The organism is Flavobacterium sp. 5 (assembly GCF_002813295.1).
Classification (GTDB): Bacteria; Bacteroidota; Bacteroidia; order Flavobacteriales; family Flavobacteriaceae; genus Flavobacterium.
The window spans coordinates 1,697,033-1,719,143 of sequence record NZ_PHUE01000001.1; the positions used below are offsets into that span (position 1 = coordinate 1,697,033).

The window sequence follows — 22,111 nt, forward strand, 5'->3', positions numbered from 1 at the left end:
CGTTGCAATGCAACGTCTCTACCGACATGAAATATTACCCTACCAAGTTGATAATTTTCCCAGGAACAATAATCACTTTGTTTGGTGTTTTACCGTCTAATTGTTTTTGAGTTCTTTCGTCTTTCATTACTATTTCTTCAATTTGTTCTTTTGTTAAATCCAAAGGCAATGTGATTGTAAAACGCATTTTCCCGTTGAAAGAAACTGGATATTCTTTCTCTGATTCTACTAAATGTTTCCCGTCAAAAACTGGAAAAGAAACAGTAGCAATCGAACCTTCATTTCCTAACAACGACCATAATTCCTCAGCAATATGTGGAGCATAAGGCGAAATTACAATAGCCAATGGTTCTAAAATAGCACGCGAATGACAGTTTTGAGTAGACAGTTCATTCACACAAATCATAAACTGTGAAACCGAAGTATTAAAAGAGAAACTCTCGATATCTTCTGTCGCTTTTTTGATAGTTTTATGTAAGGTTTTTAAGTTGTCTTTTGTCGGTGCATCATTGGTAACAATCATTATGTGTTCATCAAAATACAAACGACATAGTTTTTTCAAGAAACCAAAAACTCCTGAAATTCCTGCGGTATTCCAAGGTTTCGCTTGTTCTAATGGTCCTAAAAACATTTCATACAAACGCAACGTATCCGCTCCATATTCAGCACAAATATCATCTGGCGTTACCACATTATAGTATGATTTCGACATTTTTTCGACTTCACGGCCTACAATGTATTTTCCGTTTTCATCTAAAATAAATTCTGCATCAGCATAATCTTCACGCCAAGCTTTGAATTTTTCAATATTTAATTCATCCGAAGAATTTACCATTGAAACATTAGCATGAATTTTATTTCCTAAAAGAAATAGCTCATTTACGTCAACCTCATTTTCATCTATACTATTCAAAAAAGATTTTGTTCCAGACAAATTAAATTTCTCCACCACATCTTTTAACCTTAATTCTTGGGTAAAACTCATTTGGTAAAATTCTTTAGAACAAAATAAAGAAGGAAATTTACCGCACAATACATTCTGAATATAATTTCCGCTAACTTTATCAACTGAGGTATGCCAAGTTAAATCTAATCTATATGCATAAGCACTAGTCCCCAAAATCATTCCCTGATTAATCAGTTTTTTGAATGGTTCTTCGGTTGGCGCAAAACCTTTGTCTTTTAAGAATTTATTCCAAAAACGAGAATATAATAAGTGACCTGTAGCGTGCTCGCTTCCACCAATATATAAATCGACACTTTCCCAATAGGCCAAAGCTTCTTTACTTGCGAATTCATTTTCATTGTTTGCATCCATATAACGCATCCAATACCATGAACTTCCAGCCCAACCTGGCATCGTATTTAATTCTAAAGGAAAAATCGTTGTGTTATTTACTAAATCTGTATTTACAACTTCATTTTTAGTAGTGTCCCAAGCCCAAACACCTGCATTTCCTAATGGAGGCAAACCATCTTCGGTTGGTAAATATTTCTCTACTTCTGGCAAAATGATAGGCAAATGTTGCGCATCAATCATTTTTGGTAAACCATTCACATAATATACAGGAAACGGCTCACCCCAATATCTTTGGCGAGAGAAAACCGCATCACGCAAACGGTAATTCGTTTTTCCTTTTCCTTGTGCTATTTTTTCTAACTCTTCAATTACTTTTAGAGTTCCTTTTTTGTAATTCAATCCGTTTAAGAAATCCGAATCTACTAATTCAAAACCTTCTTTTGCTCCAAAAGCGGCTTCAGAAATATCTTTATCAAAAATATTTTTGATAGCTGGCATTCCGTTTTGACCTTTAAAGAAATTGGCAAAAGCATAATCACGCTCGTCGCCACAAGGAACCGCCATAACAGCACCAGTTCCGTAACCTGCCAAAACGTAATCCCCAATCCAAACTGGAATCGCTTCTTTTGTAAACGGATGTTCCGCATAAGCACCTGTAAATACACCCGAGATGGTTTTTACATCTGCCATACGCTCACGCTCCGAACGTTTTGCTGTTTTTTCTATATACGCTTCAACCGCAGATTTTTGTTCTGGAGTTGTAATTTGAGCAACCAATTCGTGTTCTGGCGCCAAAGTCATAAAGGTTACTCCGAAGATGGTATCGGGTCTTGTCGTAAATACAGATATAGTTGCTGGTTGTTGGTTGTTGGTTGTTGGCACATTGAAAGTTACCATTGCCCCAACACTTTTTCCAATCCAGTTTCTTTGGCTTTCTTTGATGCTTTCACTCCAATCGATATCATTCAAACCTTGCAATAAACGCTCCGCATAAGCCGAAATACGCATACTCCATTGTGTCATTTTTTTACGAATCACAGGATAACCACCACGTTCAGAAACTCCGTTTACGATTTCGTCATTCGCCAAAACCGTTCCCAATCCAGGACACCAGTTTACTTCGGTTTCTGCCAAATACGTTAATCTATATTGCAAAAGGATTCTTTCTTGTTCGTCTTTAGAAAAAGCATTCCATTCGCTAGCTGAAAAAACTGCAATGTTATCATCGCAAACTGCATTTACATTTGCATTTCCTTCCGTAGAAAAAACAGCTGTTAATGTCGAAATATCTTCTGCTTTGTCTGAATCTTTATTGTACCAAGAATTGAATAACTGAATAAAAATCCACTGTGTATGTTTGTAATAATCAGGATTTGAAGTACGAACTTCTCTATCCCAATCAAATGAAAATCCAATATTATCCAATTGCTTTCTGTAACCCGCAATTTGATTTCCTTCTTTGTCAACTCCTCCATCAATATTTACACGAGTCGTATCTTCCGGACGCTGCCCAGTTTGAATTGCATATTGTTCTGCAGGCAATCCGAAACTGTCGTAACCCATTGGGTGCAAAACATTGAAACCTTGATGTCTTTTGAATCTAGAATACACATCCGAAGCAATATAACCCAGCGGATGTCCAACGTGCAATCCTGCTCCCGATGGATAGGGAAACATATCCAAAACATAATGTTTTGGTTTATCTGAATTGTTTTCGGCTGCAAAAGTTTTATTGTCTGCCCAGTATTTTTGCCATTTGGCTTCTATTTCGTTCGGATTGTACTTCATTTTTCGAGTTGCTTAGTTACTTAGTAACTGAGTTGCTTAGATTTAATACTTTGAATTATAAGTTTGCAAATTTACATTTATTGTACGGGCTATGAAAATAATTTATTTATCAGTTTAGCAATAATTATTTGGGCGTGACCCTCCGTAAAAACTACGGGTCGGGCTGTACGTTCCCGCTTTTTTTATCCCGTAAAAAAACGGGATAAAAAAGAGCTCCACTGCCATCCCTCACGCAGCCTCATGGATTTCAACAAATAATCTGCTAAAATCTGCACAATCTACGTGAGAAATAAAAAAATCAAAAACATAAGTATTTTTAATAAGTAAAAATACTTATGTTTGCACTGTGTTTAAAAAAAACATAGTCATATGCCAGAAAACAAAAAATACAAAATCGAAGTGCGTCTTTGGGTTGAATCAACCGAAGGACCGTTTTTAGGTATTGGAAAAGTTTGGCTTTTAGAAAATATTAAAAAGACTGGTTCTATTACTAATGCCGCCAAAGAAATGAAAATGGCATACCGACAAGCTTGGCAATTAGTTCAAGAAATGAACCAACGTGCAGAAAGTCCTTTAGTCGAAAAACTTCTTGGCGGAAAAGGAGGCGGAGGAGCAAGATTAACCGATGCTGGCGAAAAAGCCATTATAACTTTTTATGAAATTGAAAAACGAATAAAAGATTTTGCTCAGAAAGAAGCAGAAAATCTTCGCTTCTAAAATTTTTTACCTACCAGTATTCATTTAAAAACATAGTGAGAAATAACCAAATAACTATAATCAATTTTACAACCATCAGTATTCATTTCAAAACATACTGAAAAACCAGTCTTTAATTATGAAAATAAAAATTACATTCCTTTTTGCATTACTAACCGCAAGTATCTATGCACAAGAAAAAACTACCGATACCATATCTCAAAAAGGAATTTTCAATTTGGGCGAAGTTTTAATTACAACAAAAAATACTGCAGATACTCTCAATCGAATTAATAAAAAGACAATGGAATCCCAAAATAAAATGGATGTTTCCAGAGCTTTAAATTTATTACCAGGAATAACATTGACAGTTTCTGGGCCAAGAAATGAATCAATGGTTTCGGTTCGTGGTTTTGATTTAAGACAAGTTCCTGTTTATATGGACGGAATTCCAGTTTATGTTCCTTATGATGGTTATGTGGATTTGGCTCGATTCACCACTTTCGATTTGTCCGCAATAGATGTTTCCAAAGGATTTTCATCTATTATTTACGGCCCCAATTCATTAGGAGGAGCCATCAACTTAGTCTCTAGAAAACCTACCAAAAAGTTTGAATTTGATGGTTCTTTGGGATTAATCGACACAGATGGACAAAAAAGCAATCTTAATATTGGTTCTAATTTAGGGAAGTTTTATGTGCAAGGTGGCTTTTCTTATTTAAATAGAAAATCATATCAAATGTCTGAAGATTTTGTTCCGATGAAAAACGAAGATGGCGGAAAAAGAGACAATTCATACAGAACTGACCAAAAAATAAGTGTAAAAGTAGGCTGGACTCCATCTAAAAATAGTGAATATGCTTTAGGCTATATCAATCAACAAGGAGAAAAAGGAAATCCAGTATATGCAGGAAGCGATACGCAAAATTCATTATTGGCAAAACCTCGCTATTGGCAATGGCCAACTTGGGATAAAGAAAGTGTTTACTTTATTTCGAATACCCATTTGAACGAAAAAAACAGTTTCAAAACAAGATTGTATTATGATAAATTCAAAAATTTATTGATTAGTTACGATGATGCCAATTATACTACTATTACAAAACCGTATGCATTTCAGAGCTTTTATGATGATTACACTTTATGGTGGAAATCTAGAATATGAAACGCATTTTATCCCTAAGAACAATCTGAAATTTGCTGTTCAATTAAAAGAAGATGTGCACCGTGAAAATAATTTAGGAGAACCTGTTCGTGAATTTGATGACCAAACCATAACAATAGGTGTTGAAGATATTTATAAAGTAACTGAAAAATTTACCGTAATTCCTGGAGTGAGTTATAATTCTAGAGAAAATAAAAAAGCACAAGATTACAACTCGACTTCAAAAGTGATTTCAGATTATCCGGACGCTGGAAAAAGTGATGCTATTAATGCGCAAATTGGTTTGTTCTATCAATTAGCAGAAGCACAAAAATTAGGAGCAACAGTTTCTCAAAAAACCAGATTTGCAACAATCAAAGACCGTTACTCTTATAGAATGGGAACTGCCATTCCGAATCCAGACTTAAAACCAGAAACAGCTTTGAATTATGAAGTGAATTACACTGTGCAGTTCTTTAAGGAATTAAATTTCCAAACTGCATTGTTTTATAGCTCCCTTACAGATGCCATTTTGAGTGTGAGCAATGTGCAACCAGGAAAATCACAAATGCAGAATTTTGGAGAAGCTGAATACAAAGGAATTGAAGCGCAATTGAGTTATTCTCCAATTCAAAAATTAAATATTAGTGCTAATTATACCTATTTAGAAAGAAAAAACATAACCAATCAAGCAATTCATTTTACAGATGTTCCCAATACAAAAGTGATTGGAACAGTTGAATACAGTCCTTTGAAGATATTAAAATTAATTGCTAATACAGAATTCAATTCGTCTCGATACAGCACTAGTTATGGCACAGAAGTTCCAGATTACACACTTTTGAATGGATTTGTTTCTAGTAAATTCTCAAAATATTTAAGCATTGACGCAGGAGTTAATAATATTTTCGATAGAAACTATAGTGTTGTAGAAGGTTATCCTGAAGAAGGAAGAAACTTTTTTGTTAACGTTCGCTTTTTTAATTTATAATCTATAAAAATACATTTATGAAAAAACAAGTTTATGTTTTAGCCCTTTTTGCTCTACTTATTTTTAGTATGTGTCAAAATCCAAAAACAGCCGAGAAAACAATTAAAGTTCAAGACAAAAAAGAGTCTTGCAGTAGTCCTCTAACCGCAACAGATAGCGCAAAATACGTAAACCATCGTATCGAAATAAAAGGCGAAATTGAAACTCCTTTACAATTGACTGTTGATTCTTTAAAAAAATTCCCTATAAAAACTATTACCGATTTTAAAATAGTTTGTCAAAGTGGTGAAACCAAAAAAATCGACAAAAATGCCAAAGGTGTATTATTGAAAGATATTTTAGAGAAAGCAAAAATCAAACAAAATGGTCATAAAGATCGCAACTTTTATATAGTAGCTAGTGCTTCTGACGATTATAAAGCCACTTTTTCTTGGGCAGAATTATTCAACAATCCAACAGGAGAAAATGTGTATGTCCTTTTTGAAGAAAATGGAAAACCAATAAAAAACGGCGAAATGATTTTAATTTGCAAAAATGACATTAAAACTGGGCCACGCCACGTCTATTGGCTAAAAAGCATTGAAGTATATAAAGTAAAATAAGTTTAAATTCGCGCTAACTTTTAAAACACTAACCATCGTTCTTAAACCAAATGAAACCAAAAAACCATTTATTATACCTAGCACTTACGTTCATAGCCTTTTTATTTAGCCAAACAATATCAGCTCAAATCGATAGCAACATTACCAATTTATTAGTTCAAAAAGGAGTTATCACCCAACGTGAAGCTGATTCATTATTGGTTACTGACAGCTTTAATAAAAAAGTAAATTCTGAAAACAAAGTATTTACTGTTGGTTTGGAATTTAGACCTAGAGCCGAATATCGAGATGGCTATAGACAATTGCCTAACGACACGACAAAACCTGCTTTTTTCGCCTCACAACGAAGCCGCTTAAACATCAGTTATGAGCAGCCAAAGTTTAAGTTTCTTACTTCTATACAAGATGTTCGGGTTTGGGGACAATACGGGCAAGCCTCTGTAACTGGTTCATTAAATGTATATGAAGCTTTCGCGGAAGTAGAAATTGCAGAGAATTTCTCAGCAAGATTAGGGCGTCAAAAAGTAGAATTAGATAATGGCCGATTATTCTCCGCTGCCAATTGGAGCCAATTGGGGCGAGCGCATGATGGAATTGACCTTATCTATAAAAATGATAAAATCGAAACAGAACTGCTAACTGCTTTCAATCAAAGTTCGGAGCGTATTTTTGAAACTTCTTATTCGCCAACCACTTTTAATAATTACAAACTACTGAATTTGCATTATTTAAAAGCAAAACTAAACCAGAATTTCACGTTAACAACCATAAACTCGGCAGACAGTTTTGAAAGCAAAACCAATTCACAGACCTTATATACAAGAGGAACATCGGGAGGGCGATTGGAATTTGAGAAAAATAATTTATACATAACTTTTGCTGGTTATTATCAATACGGACAATTACAATCGGGTGCAAAAATAGGAGCTTATTATTTGCAGCCCGAAATACAATACAGACTAAAAAAATGGACCACCCGATTGGGAGCCGAGATTATGAGTGGAGACGATGCTACTCAATCATCTGAAATATCCAAATCATTTGTTCCTTTGTATGGTGTGGCTTGGAAATTTATGGGGAATATGGATTATTTTACTACTTTTCCAAAAGATGTACAAAACGGCGGACTTATCAATCCATATTTATTTTTCAATTATGATTGGAATAAAAACCTTTCTATTCGTGCTGACTTTCATTTGTTTTACTTAGAAAATAATATTTTAGACAAACAAAAGAATATTGTTGATCCCTATTTGGGTTACGAAAATGATTTAATTGTAAGATACAAATACAATTCTTTCACCAGCATTGACTTAGGATTTTCTTATCTATTTGCTGATAAAAGCATGGAAGTTTTAAAAGGAGGAAACAGCAATTCGACACCACTTTGGAGTTATGTAATGATTACCTTTAAACCTGAATTATTTAGTTCTAAAAAATAAAAACACGACCAAAAATAATGAAAACGCAAATCAAATTATTTCAGCTATTTCTAATACTTTTTGTTTCAACCGCCATTTTTGCACAGCAAAAAGCGACTGTTGTAGTTGCTGCGAATCTAAAAACAGCAATGGATTCTATTTTGAAAGTATATAAATTAAAAAATCCGAACGATGTGATTCAGGTTACTTACGGAGCTTCGGGGAAGTTTTACGAACAAATTTCGAATGGAGCACCTTTTGATCTGTTCTTCTCTGCCGATATGAATTATCCAAAGCAATTAAACAACTATGGCTTTGCCGTTTCTCCAATAAAATTATATGCAATAGGAAGATTGGCAATTTGGAGTAAAAGAATAGATCCGAATGTGGAAAAAATGAATTCCTTATTGGATGAAAAAGTTAAAAAAATATCCATCGGAAACCCGAAAACTGCTCCTTATGGTGTCAAAGCTTTAGAAAGTTTGAAACATTACAAACTGTACGACAAAGTAAAAAGCAATTTAGTTTTTGGCGAAAACATTTCGCAAGCAGCACAGTTTGTAGCTTTTGGTGCGGCTGATATTGGAGTTATTGCTTTATCAGATGCGATGTCGCCTGCGATGAAAAAAGAACGTGGAAAATATTATGTGATTCCGCAAGAAAGTCATTCGCTATTACAACAAGGTTGTGTAATTTTGAAACACGGCAAAGGAAATGAAACGGCAAAACGATTTTATGACTATATTTCGTCTGAAAAAGCAATACAGATTCTGACGTATTACGGTTATTCGCAAAACAAAAAAGAATAAACAAAAGATTAAAACAAGAAAAAAACTATAACCACAAATTACGCAAATTCACACAAATTAATTTGCGAAAATTTGTGAATTTTGCGGTAAAAAAATTATTGAAATCAATCCAAAATGAACTCACTTTTAGGAAATATTACAAAAATAACCACCGAAGGCTCCTTGTCTTTGGTGCAACTAAAAGTGCAAAATACGATTTTGACTTCTATCGTGATTGATACACCCGAAACTTCTGATTATCTCAAAACTGGAAATAATGTAAAAGTCCTTTTCAAAGAAACTGAAGTCATTCTTGCCAAAAATATTTCGGGAATAATAAGCCTTCAGAATAAAATGGATTGTATCGTTGATTCGTTTGAAAAAGGAAAATTGCTTTCTAAAATCATTTTGAATTTTGGCGAAAATAAAATCACCTCAGTAATTACAAGAAATGCTTTTGATCAACTCGGTATTCAAGAAAAGGACGAAATTACCGCGATGATAAAAACCAACGAAATAAGTTTGTCCAATGATTGATTTCGAACCCATATATCTTACGCTAAAATTAGCTTTTACGACGACAGTAATTTTACTTATTGTCGGACTGCCATTAGCATATTGGTTAGCCTACAGCAAAATGAAATCAAAAGTAATTATTGAAGCGATTGTAAGTTTGCCTTTGGTTTTACCGCCATCGGTTTTGGGTTTTTATTTATTGATTGCCTTTAGTCCCGAAAATGCTTTTGGAAAATTTCTCGACAATTATTTTGATATTCGGTTGGTGTTCACTTTTACAGGATTGGTGATTTCATCAGTTTTGTATAGCTTACCTTTTATGGTACAACCCACTCAAAGCGGATTTAAATCAATATCTAAAAACTTAATTGACGCTTCTTATACTTTGGGAAAAAGTAAATTGGAAACGGTTTTCCATGTGTTGCTTCCAAATATGAAAACTGCTTTATTGACAGGTATTGTGCTGACTTTTGCGCATACTATTGGTGAATTTGGTGTCGTTTTAATGGTCGGTGGAAGCATTCCAAACGAAACCAAAGTTGTCTCCATAGCCGTATTTGATGAAGTAACCACAATGAATTATCATTTAGCCAATGTATATTCAGCTATTTTACTGATTTTTTCTTTTGTTGTTTTGTTAAGTGTCTATAGTATTAACCGCCGTTTCAGCAAAATAAGTCCGTTGTCATGATTGAATTTAAAATCAGTAAAAAACTGCAATCAGCTTCTGGCGAAATGATTTTGAAACTTGATTTTCAAGTTGAAGAAAATGAGTTTGTGACTCTATATGGCGCTTCAGGTTCAGGGAAAACGACGACTTTACAAATTTTATCAGGTTTAACAAACGCTGATGAAGGATTTATCAAAGTAAATAATCAGGTTTGGCTAAACTCGGATTCCAAAATAAATCTGCCTCCGCAAAAACGTAAAATCGGTTATGTTTTTCAGGATTATGCTTTATTTCCTAATATGAGCGTTCGAGAAAATTTAGTTTTTGCTTTAGAAAAAGAACAGGACAAAACCATCGTTGATGAATTACTGCAAACAATGGAACTTGTTTCTCTACAGCATCAAAAACCGCATCAATTATCGGGTGGACAACAACAAAGAGTGGCTTTGGCAAGAGCCTTAGTCCGACAGCCAGATATTTTGCTTTTAGATGAACCTTTATCAGCAATTGACACTGAAATGCGTTTGAAATTGCAGGATTACCTTTTGGAAGTACATCGAAAATACAAATTAACCACGATTTTAGTTAGTCACGATATTTCCGAAATTTACAAACTTTCCGACAAAGTAATAGTTATTGAGAATGGAGAAATCACAAAGCAAGGAACACCTTCCGAAGTATTTTCAAGTCACTCCAATAGTGGGAAATTTCAATTTATTGGAGAGATTTTAAAAATCGAAAAAGAAAATTTCATCAACATTGTTTCGGTTTTAATTGGTACTAACATTGTAAAAGTAATTGCAATGGAAGAAGAAATTGAAACACTTTATATAGGTGCAAAAATTATTGTTTCTTCGAAAGCCTTTAATCCGATTTTGACAAAAATGAGTTAATTTCAATCAAAAAATCATCTTTATACACTAAAGTTATAACTTTGACCATCTTTAACTTCAAATTAAAGAATATGTTTATTATTTTTACTGCATAATTACAACAAACTATGGCTTCATCCTTTGATAGATTTCAAAAACGCAGGTTACTTTCCTCTTATTTCTCAGTAGTCTTGAGTATATTCTTAGTATTATTTCTTTTAGGAATATTGGGTTTTTTCATTATAAATTCCAGAAAATTGGCTAATGATTTCAAAGAAGAAATTGCTATGACGGTATTTTTTAAGAACGAAGCCAATGACACTATATTGAAAGCTTTTGGAACTGAACTAAAAACAGCTCGTTTTGCAAAATCATTTGTATATGTTTCAAAAGAAGTAGCAGCCAAAGAACATTCAGATATTATTGGTGAAGATTTTGTGACCTTCTTAGGAGAAAATCCTTTGCAAAATTCTTTTGACATTCACTTAAAAGCTGATTTTGTTGTTCGAGACAGTATCGCTAAAATTGAATCTCGTTTGCGAAAAAATACTATGATTTCAGATATTGTTTATGACAAACAATTGGTGAATCTGGTTAACGACAATATACAAAAAGTGAGTCTGTGGATATTAATAGCGAGTGGTTTACTAACTATTATTGCTGTATTATTGATTAATAGCTCTTTGCGTTTGTCAATTTATTCCAACCGATTTATTATTAAAACCATGCAAATGGTGGGTGCTACCAAATCTTTCATTAGAAAACCATTTGTCATGCGTAGCATAAAACTAGGAATGATTGGAGCAGGTCTGGCAATTCTTGCTTTGCTAGGTTTACTTATTTATCTAGATTCTACTTACCCTGGTCTAGAAATTTTAGATGACAAATTAGTAATCGCTATTGTATTACTTAGTGTTTTTGGAATTGGAGTTTTAATTACTTGGTTAAGTACCTATTTTGCGACACAAAGATTCTTGAATTTACGAACAGACGATTTATATTAAATTAATAAAATACAGGAATGAGATTGCTTTGTTCCTCAAAATGACAAAATGAAAAACAACGAAGAAAATAAACACGAATTCCTTTTTGAAAAAGTAAACTATAAAATTCTATTAATTGGAATTGGTGTAATTGTACTTGGCTTTATATTAATGTCAGGAGGAGGAAGTGATGATCCAAATGTATTTAATGAATCAGTATTTGATTTCCGAAGAATTCGTTTGGCCCCAACAACTGTTTTAATTGGTTTTGGAATCACAATTTATGCAATTCTTAAAAATCCTAAAAAAGCATAAATGAATACATTACAAGCTATCATTCTAGCTATTATCGAAGGAATTACTGAATTTTTACCAGTTTCTTCTACAGGACATATGATTATCGCCTCGTCCTTTTTTGGAATAGCACATGATGATTTTACCAAACTTTTCACGATAGTTATTCAATTGGGAGCTATCTTATCAGTGGTGATTTTATATTTTAAACGCTTTTTTCAATCCTTCGATTTTTATTTTAAATTATTAGTAGCTTTTATCCCGGCTGTTGTTTTTGGCCTGCTTTTCAGCAAAAAAATTGATGCCTTACTCGAAAACCCTGTAACAGTTGCTGTTTCATTATTAATAGGTGGTATTATTTTATTAAAAGTAGATGAATGGTTCAATAATCCAGATGTCTCAGAAACCTCACAAGAAATCACTTATTTACAGGCTTTAAAGATTGGTTTATTTCAATGTTTGGCCATGATTCCTGGTGTTTCCAGAAGTGGCGCATCTATTGTTGGCGGAATGTCACAAAAATTATCACGAACTTCTGCTGCCGAATTCTCTTTTTTTCTGGCTGTTCCAACAATGCTAGGAGCAACAGCAAAAAAATGTTACGATTATTATAAAGACGGATACATATTATCTCACGATCAAATCAATTTCCTGATTATCGGAAATGTAGTTGCTTTTATAGTGGCTCTTTTGGCTATAAAAAGTTTCATTGGGTTCTTGACTAAAAACGGATTTAAAGTTTTTGGCTATTACCGAATTATCGCTGGAATTATATTACTTGCGATTCATTTCTTCGTTCATCCTTTGACTGTACTATAATGACTACCGAAGATTTTTTAAACGGTCAGATTCTATTAATTGACAAACCATTGCATTTTACTTCTTTCCAAGCGGTAAACAAGCTCAAGTATGCCTTGATTAATAAAGCAGGATTGCCAAAAAAATTCAAGATTGGACATGCTGGTACTTTAGATCCATTAGCTTCAGGTCTTTTGTTAGTCTGTACTGGAAAATTTACCAAACGTATTTCCGAATTACAAGGTCAGGCCAAAGAGTATACTGGAACTTTCTACATTGGTGCAACGACACCTTCTTACGATTTAGAAACAGAAATCGATCAAACTTTCGAAACTTCACACATTGATGAAAACTTAATTCACAAAACAGTAAAACAGTTTTTGGGAGAAATTGATCAAATACCTCCAGTTTTTTCAGCGATAAAAAAAGATGGAGTTCGTTTATATGAACACGCGCGTGCTGGCGAAACGGTAGAAATTGCTTCAAGGAAAACCACTATTCATGAATTCGAAATTACTCGAATTGCACTTCCTGAAATTGATTTTAGAGTAGTATGTAGCAAAGGGACTTATATTCGGTCCTTGGCTTATGATTTTGGAAAAGCAATGAATTCAGGTTCACATTTAACAGCTTTGCGTCGAACCAAAATTGGAGATTATAACGTGGAAGATGCTATAGATGTTACTTTATTCGAGCAAACTCTTACTGCTCAGATATAATAAAAAAACACATCACAAATATCAAATTGAATTTACGATGTGTCTTTACTAAAACTAAAGTAGTTTTAATTCATACTCTTTTTTTACTTGTTTATGTTTATTAATTAATAATGTGTGGCACTTTCGTTACCAAACAGCAAATGTGAAACATAATCGTAAACTTTTTCAAATAATTTTTTCATAAAGATGAATTTTTAAATTATTAAACAATATTTTAAAGACACCAATAAAAAAAAGTAAATAAAAATAATAGATTTGGCTAACAGTCAGCAATTTACATTTTTTTTTACAAAAAACAAAAAAAATATACAATATACAATCTACAAACAGACACTTTCTTTGATAGAATACATCATCTCCAAAATTTCCTTTTGAGCAGAAATTCCTTTATCATGCAAATACCACAATTGCAATTGAGTTTTGGCCTCTTCATCAATAATCCCAAATTTTTCTTTATAGTCATTAATTAAATCTATTGCACCTTTGGGTCTTGGCCCCCAATGACAACAGACTTTTCCTAATTCTTTGTCAATAATGAGTAATTTTGGAATTGCTCTTCCTCCATTTGTCAAATATTGATTCATCAAATCATCATTTGAATCTCTGAAAATTATTTTTAATTTTATTTTATTTGATTCAAGAGCCATTTTATTCAATATTGGCAAAATCTGAGCACCATCACCACACCAGCCTTCAACAATTACCAGCCATATATATTCTTTTTTTAATGCTTTTAGTTTAGCACTAATTTCCGGAAGTATTACAATTGTTTTATCCAGACGCTTTAGTCTTGATTCATTTAAAGTGCTATAATCCAGTAATATTTTCGATTGTTCATTCCCAGTAGACCTGCCTTCTGATAACAGGTCTGTTACCACTTTTTTATATTCTAGATAAGAATAGCTATTAAATAATGCCTTGGCAACTGAACTTTTCATTTTCTTTTCATTTAATTCCGATACAAAGAAATTAACATATTGTTATTGACATCTATTTTACTGATTTTATCATGTTTTCGTGATTACTTTACAGTAAAAATCAACAACAATATGCTCATCTCATATACAAGTTTATTTGAAACAAATTTAGAGATATCATTATATTTAAAACGTGATAAAAATCATGTCAAAACAAACAAAATGCATATATTTATTAAATGGACAGTAAAACAAAATCAATAGGTTTAATACTTTCTGGCGGAGGATCAAAAGGTATCGCTCATGCTGGAGTTTTACAATTTTTAGAAGAAAAAAACATTCACCCCATAAAAATTGCTGGTTCGAGTGCAGGCTCAATTGTGGCTGCTTTATACGGAAGCGGAAAATCTCCCAAAGCTATTTTAGAATTCTTCAAGTCTATTTATTTTTTTCATTGGAAACATTTTACCTTTTCAAAAGCTGGATTAATTGACTCAGAATCATTTAAAGAGTATTTTTACGATATTTTCAAAGACACAACTTTATCAGATCTCAAAATACCAGTATACATTACTGCTACTGATATGATTAAAGGGAAGTCTAAAGTATTTGATCCAGAAACAAAAACCATAGATGCAATTATAGCATCATCATCATTTCCAGGAATAATGTCCCCTTATGAAGTTGATGGAAATTTATACAGTGATGGAGGCATTCTTAATCATTTTCCAACTGATATTTTAAAAGGAAAATGCGACACTTTAATTGGTGTTTATGTGAGTCCAATCCATAAAATTGAAGCCAAAGATCTAAATTCGATCAAATCAGTAACGGCCAGAGCTTTTGATTTACTTTCGGCTAATTCAAGTACTCATAAGTTTGATCATTGCGATTGGGTAATTGAACCCGAAGCTTTATCGCTATACAGTACCTTTGAAACCAGTAAAATTAACATGGAAGCAATTTTTAATATTGGATATGAATCTGCTAGAAAAACTTACGAAGAACTTAATTTAAATATTTAAGGAACTCTATTTTCAAAAAAAACAGAATATGTCTATATTTGCACAAATTTCGTGATATTGAATGCAATGACTTACGCAATTTACTTTCGATAAACGAAGGGATACCTTAAAAAAACAAAACTGACTGATGAAATACAAAAGAATTCTTCTGAAATTAAGTGGTGAAGCTTTAATGGGTGATTTACAATATGGTATTGACCCAAAACGATTGGCCGAATATGCCGATGAAATCAAGCAAATTCATGCCAAAGGTGTAGAAATCGCTATCGTAATTGGAGGAGGAAACATTTTTAGAGGTGTAGCAGGAGCCAGCAAGGGAATGGACAGGGTACAAGGTGATTATATGGGAATGCTTGCTACTGTTATTAACGGAATGGCATTACAAGGAGCTCTTGAAGACAAAGGAATGAAAACTCGTTTGCAAACAGCCTTAAAAATGGAATCAATTGCAGAGCCTTATATCAAAAGAAGAGCAGATCGTCACTTAGAAAAAGGAAGAATTGTAATTTTTGGCGCAGGAACTGGAAATCCTTATTTTACAACAGATACAGCTGCGGTTTTACGTGGAATCGAAATCAATGCCGATGTTATTTTAAAAGGAACGCGTGTTGATGGTGTTTATGATTCAGATCCAGAAAAAAATGCTTCTGCAGTAAAATTTGATTTTATTTCATTTGATGATGTCCTAAAGAAAGGATTGAATGTAATGGATACAACTGCATTTACTTTAAGCCAGGAAAACAAATTACCAATAGTAGTTTTTGACATGAACAAAATAGGAAATCTATTGAAAATTTGTGAAGGAGAAAACATAGGAACCGTAGTAAACATATAGTTAACCGTATTTAGTTATCAGTCTGCAAGTAGCAATGATAACTAAACACAAAATAAATAAACATGACAGAAGAAATTGAATTTATATTAGATAGCACAGAAGAATCTATGACAGGTTCGATTGAGCATTTAGAAAAAGCTTTTTTAAATATTCGTGCAGGAAAAGCATCACCAGCAATGTTGGGTAGTGTTTTTGTAGATTATTATGGGTCTGCATCTCCGTTATCACAAGTATCCAAAATTAGTGTACCTGATGCCAGAACAATTACGTTGCAACCTTTTGAAAAAAACATGTTGCATCCTATTGAAAAAGCAATTATGATTGCCAATCTAGGATTCAACCCAATGAATAATGGGGATTTGATTATCATTAGCGTCCCTCCTCTTACCGAAGACAGAAGACGCGAATTAGCAAAACAATCCAAAGTTGAAGCCGAAGATGCTAAGATTGGAATTAGAAACGCTAGAAAAGATGCTAATACAGATATCAAAAAATTAGAAAAAGAAGGAACTTCTGAAGATATTTGCAAAAGTGCTGAAGAGCAAGTACAAAACTTAACTAATTCTTATATTAAAAAAATTGATGAGCTTCTAGCAGTAAAAGAAGCCGAAATCATGAAAGTTTAATCTTTCGATGTAAACAATTAATAAATCTGTCTTGTTTTTTTGGAACGGGACAGATTTTTTTATTCCTATTTTTACACAACAAAACGCATAAAAAACGTTTTGTATAAAACTGTTTTTATGAAGTACTTTATTTTACTGTTCTTCTTTTTTACACTTTCGCTTCAAGCGCAATTTCAAGCCAATGGAATTGTAAAAGATGCCACTACACAAAAAACACTACCCTTTGCTTCTATTATTACAAATGACGGATCGAATACCATCTCTGATGTTGATGGAAAATTCAGTATTACATCCAAAAACAAAATAACATCCATTACGATTTCCTATATCGGATATTTTAAAAAAACAATTACCGTAGAGAGTACTCAAATATTTTACAAAATAACACTTACACCAAATGTAAATCCACTGAATGAAGTTTTGATCTCGAATGTTAATCCTGCTTTAGAGATCATAAAAAAAGCTATTCAAAACAAATCAAAAAACAACCCTGAACAGAAGCTTAATAGTTTTGAATTCAAGGCATATAACAAACTGATTGTTACTGCCAACCCAGATTCTATTAACGGCACAATTGACTCAGTATTTGTAATCAATCCTTTCGGAAAACATTTCAAAAAAATGGACTCCACCGATTATAAATTCAAGCAACTTATCAAAAAGCAGCATTTATTTGAAACGGAGAAAGTATCCCAATACCAATACAATAATAAGAGATTAAAGGAAACAATTTTAGGTACCCGCATGGCTGGTTTCAAACAGCCCGTTTATGAAATACTTACCTTTAATTTGCAATCTTTTTCTATCTACGACTCTAAATATGAACTTTTTGAAACCAAATACAACAGTCCAATAGCCAATGATGCTTTAAAAGATTATAATTTCAAACTACTTGACACTATAGTTATAAATGGTAGAAATACCTTTATGATTCATTTTAAAAACAAGAAAAAGAAAAAAGAAGAAGGCCTGGAAGGAATATTGTACATTGACCAAAACAACTATGGTATTGCAAAAGCCATTATGCGAATTAGAGGAATATTAAACATTAGCGGAATCCATGAATTTCAATATATTCCTGAAGAACAACTTTGGTTTCCTACTCAAAAAAAGTTTAAAATCGTAAAGGGAACCAATGATGACGACATCAAAATATTGGGAGGTACGATTCAATTTGATGGAGATTATGAAGAAAATTTAAAACCAAGAAAAAGAGTTGAATCCGATTATGTTTATGTGCTTTCGCAAACAACAAATTTTGACATTGAATATAACACTCCTATTGTAATCAAAAAGCCCATTGTTGAAATTGAACTCAAAGATGACGCCATAAATAAATCTGAAAGCTTTTGGGAAAAATATAGAACAGATAGCTTGGACAGTCGTAGCCAAAAAACTTATTTATCACTAGACAGTATTTCGATAAAAAAAAGAATTGAAAGCCGACTCAATCTGGGACGAAAGATATTAAGTGGATACCTTCCAATTAAAGTTTGGGATCTTGATTTGCGTAAAATAATAAGTTACAACAATTATGAAGGACTCCGATTGGGTATAGGTGGCACAACCAATGATGATTTTTCAAGAAAATATAGATTAGAAGGATATTCTGCTTATGGATTAAGAGATTATGATTTTAAATATAATGCAGGAATTGGTGCCAGAGTAGACAAGTTTTCCAACACATGGATTAGTGGCAGCTATACAGATGATCTCAGAGAAATTGCGAGTATCGATTATGCCATTGAAAAAAGAGCTTTCAAAATATATGATCCTCGATCAATCAATTTTAGTACTTTTTATAGGTATGAACAATGGAGAATGTCTTTAGAAACCAAAATTATTCCAAAAGTGGAAAGTATTTTAGTATTTTCCAACTCTTTCGTAACACCAAAATTTGATTACACTTATAATCTGAACGGTACTTTATACAACACCTATACTATGACCACGGCAACACTTTCTTTTAAGTGGAGTCCCTTTAGTGATTATATGCAGACACCTACAGGACGAATTGAAGCCGAAAAAAGATATCCAAAATTCACTTTTCAGTTTACACAATCAATACCAAATGTGTTGAATAATGATTTTAGTTTTACAAAGATTGACTTTAAAGGAGAATATCAAATCAACCATTTAGACGGACAACGAACTTTCTTGCTATTTGAAGCTGGGCGTGCTTTTGGAGACCTTCCTCTCCCCCATCTCTACAATACTTCGCCAAATAATTTGAGCCAAGAAACTATATTTCAAAGAATTACATTTGCAGGTAAAAACAGTTTTGAAACCATGTATTTCAACGAATTCTTCTCGAGTGAATTCATGTCGTTCCAATTCAAACATGGCTTTAATAGAATCTCTATATTCAAAAATATAAAACCTGCCATTGATTTTGTAACCCGTATGGCATGGGGTAGCATGAGAAATCCAGAAGCACACATTGGACTCGATTACAAAACATTAAACAAAGGTTTTTTTGAATCGGGTATAGAACTTAATCAAATCTATAATGGCTTTGGAATTGGTGGTTATTACCGTTATGGACCAAATCATCTTAGTGATATCAAAGATAATATTGCTATAAAACTGACTTTTATTCTAGATTTATCAATTTATTAAAAAAGACTCTAAACATTTTTATAAAAAACATTAGAGTCCTTTTTCTTAAAATTAAGGTTTAATAATCAATACCGAAGGTACCGCGCTCAACCATTCAGAACTATTATCCAATAAGTCTTTCCAACTCTCTAAACTTACAATCATTAAATCTTGATTGCTTAAAAACTCATTATAAAGAATCGATTCATTATTTAAAATCACATTCTTAGGAAATTTTTGTTTTAAAGAACCAATAGCACTAGCAATAACAAAATTGGATTCCATATGTCCATTCATATCCAAAAAGGTTACAGAGGTATTATTGTTATAAATCAATTTTTGAGCATAATCAATCAAAAAAGAGTCTTCAGGACAATAAACAGGAACAAAAACCTGATTTACTTCTTTTAATTCTTTGTCAATTAACACTCCCAAGGGTAATTTAACTTTAGAAACAATTTGTCTGGTTCTTTCATCAAACGGTGAATTAACAAACAAACCTTCCTTTCTCGTAAATTTATCCAATAACCTTTCGGGATTAATAATTCGGGATGTAAAGCCAATCACTTTACCCAATAAAGTACCTTCAAAAATAGATTTCCCTAAACCAACTAATAAAAAGTCATAATCTCCTTGATTAGCAATGTCAATTATTTCCGATTCTACATCAAGTGTCGCCTTAAAAATAGTTGTAATTTCTTGTTTCAAAATAACAGCTTCTTTCACAATTGGACTAAAACTACTTTTCTCTTTGTCTTCAATATTAAAAGAGTGCATCTCATCACTTAATGATAAATGCAAAGCGGTAATACTAGTCGATTCATTTTGTTTTTTCACCAAACTATGAGCTAATCTCAATAAAGATTTTCCTTTTTCATTATTTCCAAAAGAAATCAAAACCCTGTACTTACTTTGATCTATTTCCTCATCATGATCAGTAGTTTTAAAAATATAATTAATTAAATCCAAAGCAGGGCCAGTCATAAAAGTAGTCACCAACGCCATGATTACCATCATTGTAAAAACCTCGGTTGTAAGTACTCCAAGAGCCAATCCAATATTTAGAACAATTAACTCCATCAATCCTCTGGTATTCATCAAAGCTCCGATGATAAGACTGTTTCTCCAACTTTGCCCAACGAATTTGGCAGCCAAAGCACTACCAAAAAACTTACCTACTACCGCTACCAAAATAATAAAACCGGTAACTTTCCATAAATAAGGTTCATTAATCAAACCTATTTCGGTACGTAATCCTGTAAACACAAAGAACAAAGGGAGAAGCAATATTACAGATACATCTTCAACTTTAGAAATAAAAACTGTTCTAAATTTGGGAACATCTGGCATAATAGCTCCCATCATAAAAGCTCCAAACAAAGCATGAATCCCAATTAATTCGGTAGCATACGAAGATATAATCAATAATAAAAAAAAGATAGCAACAACAGGTTTACTCAAACTGTCTTTAGAACCATATAAATCTCCAATTCGTTTCAAGAAAGGTTTAACTAAATAAATCATCATCAGCACATAAATTGCTGCCAACGAAATAATATACATTGAACTCTCAAAAGTCCCTGCTTTTACAATAGCAATCACTACAGCCAATAAACACCATGCGGTAATATCGTCGGCGGCGGCACAGGTAATAGCAATAGCTCCTAATTTTGTTTTATGCATACCTCTTTCCTGAACAATTCGTGCCAAAACAGGAAACGCAGTAATACTCATAGCAATCCCCATAAACAAACTAAAAGAAAGAAATTTGACTCCCTCGGGTGCAAAACGATTGTAAACAAAATAAGCCAAACCAATTCCTAATGCAAATGGAATAACTATACTCGCATGACTAATAACTACAGCTTCTTTTGCTCTGTTTTTCAGTACTTTTATATCAAGTTCCATACCAATTACAAACATAAAAAGTATAAGTCCAATCTGACTCAAAAATTTTAAATTTTCTAAAGAATTAGCTGGAAAAAGTGCATGAAAAAAATCAGGAAAATACAAACCTAATAAAGATGGTCCAAGTGCAATTCCTGCAATAATTTCACCAATAACCGATGGCTGCCCAATTTTTTTAAAAACCCAACCAAAAAGACGGGCTACAAGAATAATCATTATAATTTGTGCCAATAATATAGCCAAAGGATCTTGTACATTATGAATCATTGAAGTCAAAAAATCTCCCCAGGAACTATCGCTTGCTTCTGGATGAACAATAGTTTTATTGCCTTCAAGCAGTTTCCCTTTCGTTACAATCCAATATATTAGCGCGGTAAATCCCCCTGTAACTCCAAAATAAAACAATGTATTTCTATACTTTTTCATACCTTCTATGTAATTTCTATACTTCACCTAAAAAAGTGCTAAGATGAGAATTTCAAATATATAATTTATAATGCATAAATTATCTTATTGTAAACAAAAATAAAGTCAAAATATACCGTTTGATAACTAGAAAATCGAAGCATATCGTGAGATTTATAACCGATTTGTTTACATTTGCATGCATTTTAAAATGA

At 32.8% G+C, this 22,111-nt stretch carries 20 protein-coding genes; 17 read left to right on the plus strand and 3 right to left on the minus strand.

Annotated elements, in window-relative coordinates:
* Positions 1 to 34: 34 nt before the first annotated feature.
* The gene (locus CLU82_RS07040) at positions 35 to 3,088 is read right to left on the minus strand and encodes a leucine--tRNA ligase (protein WP_100842422.1); all 3,054 of its coding nucleotides are present in this window, start codon (positions 3,086 to 3,088) and stop codon (positions 35 to 37) included.
* 369 nt (positions 3,089 to 3,457) lie between these two features.
* Between CLU82_RS07040 and CLU82_RS07045 the strand changes: the two genes are divergently transcribed.
* The 13 genes from CLU82_RS07045 to truB all read left to right on the plus strand — a co-directional run bounded on the left by CLU82_RS07045 (position 3,458) and on the right by truB (position 13,582).
* The gene (locus CLU82_RS07045; RefSeq protein ID WP_100842423.1) at positions 3,458 to 3,805 is read left to right on the plus strand and encodes a winged helix-turn-helix domain-containing protein; all 348 of its coding nucleotides are present in this window, start codon (positions 3,458 to 3,460) and stop codon (positions 3,803 to 3,805) included.
* A gap of 118 nt (positions 3,806 to 3,923) precedes the next feature.
* A complete protein-coding gene (locus CLU82_RS20845; RefSeq protein ID WP_198520197.1) occupies positions 3,924 to 4,949 on the plus strand; it encodes a TonB-dependent siderophore receptor in 1,026 nt (341 codons plus the stop codon).
* Positions 4,861 to 5,919 (plus strand): TonB-dependent siderophore receptor, encoded by a 1,059-nt coding sequence (locus CLU82_RS20850; protein WP_198520198.1) that lies wholly within the window; start codon positions 4,861 to 4,863, stop codon positions 5,917 to 5,919. The genes CLU82_RS20845 and CLU82_RS20850 overlap by 89 nt, the downstream gene beginning before the upstream one ends.
* A gap of 17 nt (positions 5,920 to 5,936) precedes the next feature.
* Positions 5,937 to 6,521: a molybdopterin-dependent oxidoreductase gene (locus CLU82_RS07055; RefSeq protein WP_100842424.1), complete on the plus strand. Its 585-nt coding sequence runs from the start codon at positions 5,937 to 5,939 to the stop codon at positions 6,519 to 6,521.
* A 50-nt stretch (positions 6,522 to 6,571) separates the two neighbouring features.
* Entirely contained in the window at positions 6,572 to 7,963 is a 1,392-nt protein-coding gene (locus CLU82_RS07060; RefSeq protein WP_100842425.1) for an alginate export family protein, read from the plus strand.
* A gap of 17 nt (positions 7,964 to 7,980) precedes the next feature.
* Positions 7,981 to 8,751 (plus strand): molybdate ABC transporter substrate-binding protein, encoded by a 771-nt coding sequence (modA, locus tag CLU82_RS07065; RefSeq protein ID WP_100842426.1) that lies wholly within the window; start codon positions 7,981 to 7,983, stop codon positions 8,749 to 8,751.
* Between the two features lie 114 nt (positions 8,752 to 8,865).
* Positions 8,866 to 9,267 (plus strand): molybdopterin-binding protein, encoded by a 402-nt coding sequence (locus CLU82_RS07070; protein ID WP_100842427.1) that lies wholly within the window; start codon positions 8,866 to 8,868, stop codon positions 9,265 to 9,267.
* Positions 9,260 to 9,937, plus strand: a complete 678-nt coding sequence (gene modB / locus CLU82_RS07075; protein WP_100842428.1) for a molybdate ABC transporter permease subunit — start codon at positions 9,260 to 9,262, stop codon at positions 9,935 to 9,937. Before CLU82_RS07070 ends, modB begins: the two co-directional genes overlap by 8 nt.
* Positions 9,934 to 10,809, plus strand: coding sequence for a sulfate/molybdate ABC transporter ATP-binding protein (locus CLU82_RS07080; protein ID WP_100842429.1), 876 nt, complete (start codon positions 9,934 to 9,936; stop codon positions 10,807 to 10,809). Before modB ends, CLU82_RS07080 begins: the two co-directional genes overlap by 4 nt.
* A gap of 107 nt (positions 10,810 to 10,916) precedes the next feature.
* The gene (locus CLU82_RS07085; RefSeq protein ID WP_100842430.1) at positions 10,917 to 11,792 is read left to right on the plus strand and encodes an ABC transporter permease; all 876 of its coding nucleotides are present in this window, start codon (positions 10,917 to 10,919) and stop codon (positions 11,790 to 11,792) included.
* A 48-nt stretch (positions 11,793 to 11,840) separates the two neighbouring features.
* The gene (locus CLU82_RS07090) at positions 11,841 to 12,086 is read left to right on the plus strand and encodes a DUF3098 domain-containing protein (protein WP_100842431.1); all 246 of its coding nucleotides are present in this window, start codon (positions 11,841 to 11,843) and stop codon (positions 12,084 to 12,086) included.
* Entirely contained in the window at positions 12,087 to 12,884 is a 798-nt protein-coding gene (locus CLU82_RS07095; protein WP_100842432.1) for an undecaprenyl-diphosphate phosphatase, read from the plus strand.
* Positions 12,884 to 13,582, plus strand: a complete 699-nt coding sequence (truB, locus tag CLU82_RS07100) for a tRNA pseudouridine(55) synthase TruB (RefSeq protein WP_100842433.1) — start codon at positions 12,884 to 12,886, stop codon at positions 13,580 to 13,582. The genes CLU82_RS07095 and truB overlap by 1 nt, the downstream gene beginning before the upstream one ends.
* A gap of 320 nt (positions 13,583 to 13,902) precedes the next feature.
* Here truB and CLU82_RS07105 read toward each other — a convergent pair whose 3' ends face one another.
* Positions 13,903 to 14,520: a thioredoxin family protein gene (locus CLU82_RS07105; RefSeq protein ID WP_100842434.1), complete on the minus strand. Its 618-nt coding sequence runs from the start codon at positions 14,518 to 14,520 to the stop codon at positions 13,903 to 13,905.
* A 218-nt stretch (positions 14,521 to 14,738) separates the two neighbouring features.
* Between CLU82_RS07105 and CLU82_RS07110 the strand changes: the two genes are divergently transcribed.
* The 4 genes from CLU82_RS07110 to CLU82_RS07125 all read left to right on the plus strand — a co-directional run bounded on the left by CLU82_RS07110 (position 14,739) and on the right by CLU82_RS07125 (position 19,604).
* Positions 14,739 to 15,524 carry a patatin-like phospholipase family protein gene (locus tag CLU82_RS07110; protein ID WP_100842435.1) on the plus strand — a complete coding sequence of 262 codons (786 nt, stop codon included), beginning with the start codon at positions 14,739 to 14,741 and terminating at the stop codon, positions 15,522 to 15,524.
* 127 nt (positions 15,525 to 15,651) lie between these two features.
* A complete protein-coding gene (gene pyrH / locus CLU82_RS07115) occupies positions 15,652 to 16,359 on the plus strand; it encodes a UMP kinase (RefSeq protein ID WP_100842436.1) in 708 nt (235 codons plus the stop codon).
* Between the two features lie 62 nt (positions 16,360 to 16,421).
* Entirely contained in the window at positions 16,422 to 16,985 is a 564-nt protein-coding gene (gene frr / locus CLU82_RS07120) for a ribosome recycling factor (RefSeq protein ID WP_100842437.1), read from the plus strand.
* Between the two features lie 117 nt (positions 16,986 to 17,102).
* Positions 17,103 to 19,604, plus strand: coding sequence for a DUF5686 family protein (locus CLU82_RS07125; RefSeq protein WP_100842438.1), 2,502 nt, complete (start codon positions 17,103 to 17,105; stop codon positions 19,602 to 19,604).
* 51 nt (positions 19,605 to 19,655) lie between these two features.
* Here CLU82_RS07125 and CLU82_RS07130 read toward each other — a convergent pair whose 3' ends face one another.
* A complete protein-coding gene (locus tag CLU82_RS07130; RefSeq protein ID WP_100842439.1) occupies positions 19,656 to 21,917 on the minus strand; it encodes a cation:proton antiporter in 2,262 nt (753 codons plus the stop codon).
* Positions 21,918 to 22,111: the final 194 nt, after the last annotated feature.

Bases quoted from the DNA above. Each gene is read 5' to 3' on its own strand.
- CLU82_RS07040 (WP_100842422.1), bottom strand. From the start codon at position 3,088: ATGAAGTACAATCCGAACGAAATAGAAGCCAAATGGCAAAAATACTGG.
- CLU82_RS07045 (WP_100842423.1), top strand. From the start codon at position 3,458: ATGCCAGAAAACAAAAAATACAAAATCGAAGTGCGTCTTTGGGTTGAA.
- CLU82_RS20845 (WP_198520197.1), top strand. From the start codon at position 3,924: ATGAAAATAAAAATTACATTCCTTTTTGCATTACTAACCGCAAGTATC.
- CLU82_RS20850 (WP_198520198.1), top strand. From the start codon at position 4,861: ATGATGCCAATTATACTACTATTACAAAACCGTATGCATTTCAGAGCT.
- CLU82_RS07055 (WP_100842424.1), top strand. From the start codon at position 5,937: ATGAAAAAACAAGTTTATGTTTTAGCCCTTTTTGCTCTACTTATTTTT.
- CLU82_RS07060 (WP_100842425.1), top strand. From the start codon at position 6,572: ATGAAACCAAAAAACCATTTATTATACCTAGCACTTACGTTCATAGCC.
- modA (WP_100842426.1), top strand. From the start codon at position 7,981: ATGAAAACGCAAATCAAATTATTTCAGCTATTTCTAATACTTTTTGTT.
- CLU82_RS07070 (WP_100842427.1), top strand. From the start codon at position 8,866: ATGAACTCACTTTTAGGAAATATTACAAAAATAACCACCGAAGGCTCC.
- modB (WP_100842428.1), top strand. From the start codon at position 9,260: ATGATTGATTTCGAACCCATATATCTTACGCTAAAATTAGCTTTTACG.
- CLU82_RS07080 (WP_100842429.1), top strand. From the start codon at position 9,934: ATGATTGAATTTAAAATCAGTAAAAAACTGCAATCAGCTTCTGGCGAA.
- CLU82_RS07085 (WP_100842430.1), top strand. From the start codon at position 10,917: ATGGCTTCATCCTTTGATAGATTTCAAAAACGCAGGTTACTTTCCTCT.
- CLU82_RS07090 (WP_100842431.1), top strand. From the start codon at position 11,841: ATGAAAAACAACGAAGAAAATAAACACGAATTCCTTTTTGAAAAAGTA.
- CLU82_RS07095 (WP_100842432.1), top strand. From the start codon at position 12,087: ATGAATACATTACAAGCTATCATTCTAGCTATTATCGAAGGAATTACT.
- truB (WP_100842433.1), top strand. From the start codon at position 12,884: ATGACTACCGAAGATTTTTTAAACGGTCAGATTCTATTAATTGACAAA.
- CLU82_RS07105 (WP_100842434.1), bottom strand. From the start codon at position 14,520: ATGAAAAGTTCAGTTGCCAAGGCATTATTTAATAGCTATTCTTATCTA.
- CLU82_RS07110 (WP_100842435.1), top strand. From the start codon at position 14,739: ATGGACAGTAAAACAAAATCAATAGGTTTAATACTTTCTGGCGGAGGA.
- pyrH (WP_100842436.1), top strand. From the start codon at position 15,652: ATGAAATACAAAAGAATTCTTCTGAAATTAAGTGGTGAAGCTTTAATG.
- frr (WP_100842437.1), top strand. From the start codon at position 16,422: ATGACAGAAGAAATTGAATTTATATTAGATAGCACAGAAGAATCTATG.
- CLU82_RS07125 (WP_100842438.1), top strand. From the start codon at position 17,103: ATGAAGTACTTTATTTTACTGTTCTTCTTTTTTACACTTTCGCTTCAA.
- CLU82_RS07130 (WP_100842439.1), bottom strand. From the start codon at position 21,917: ATGAAAAAGTATAGAAATACATTGTTTTATTTTGGAGTTACAGGGGGA.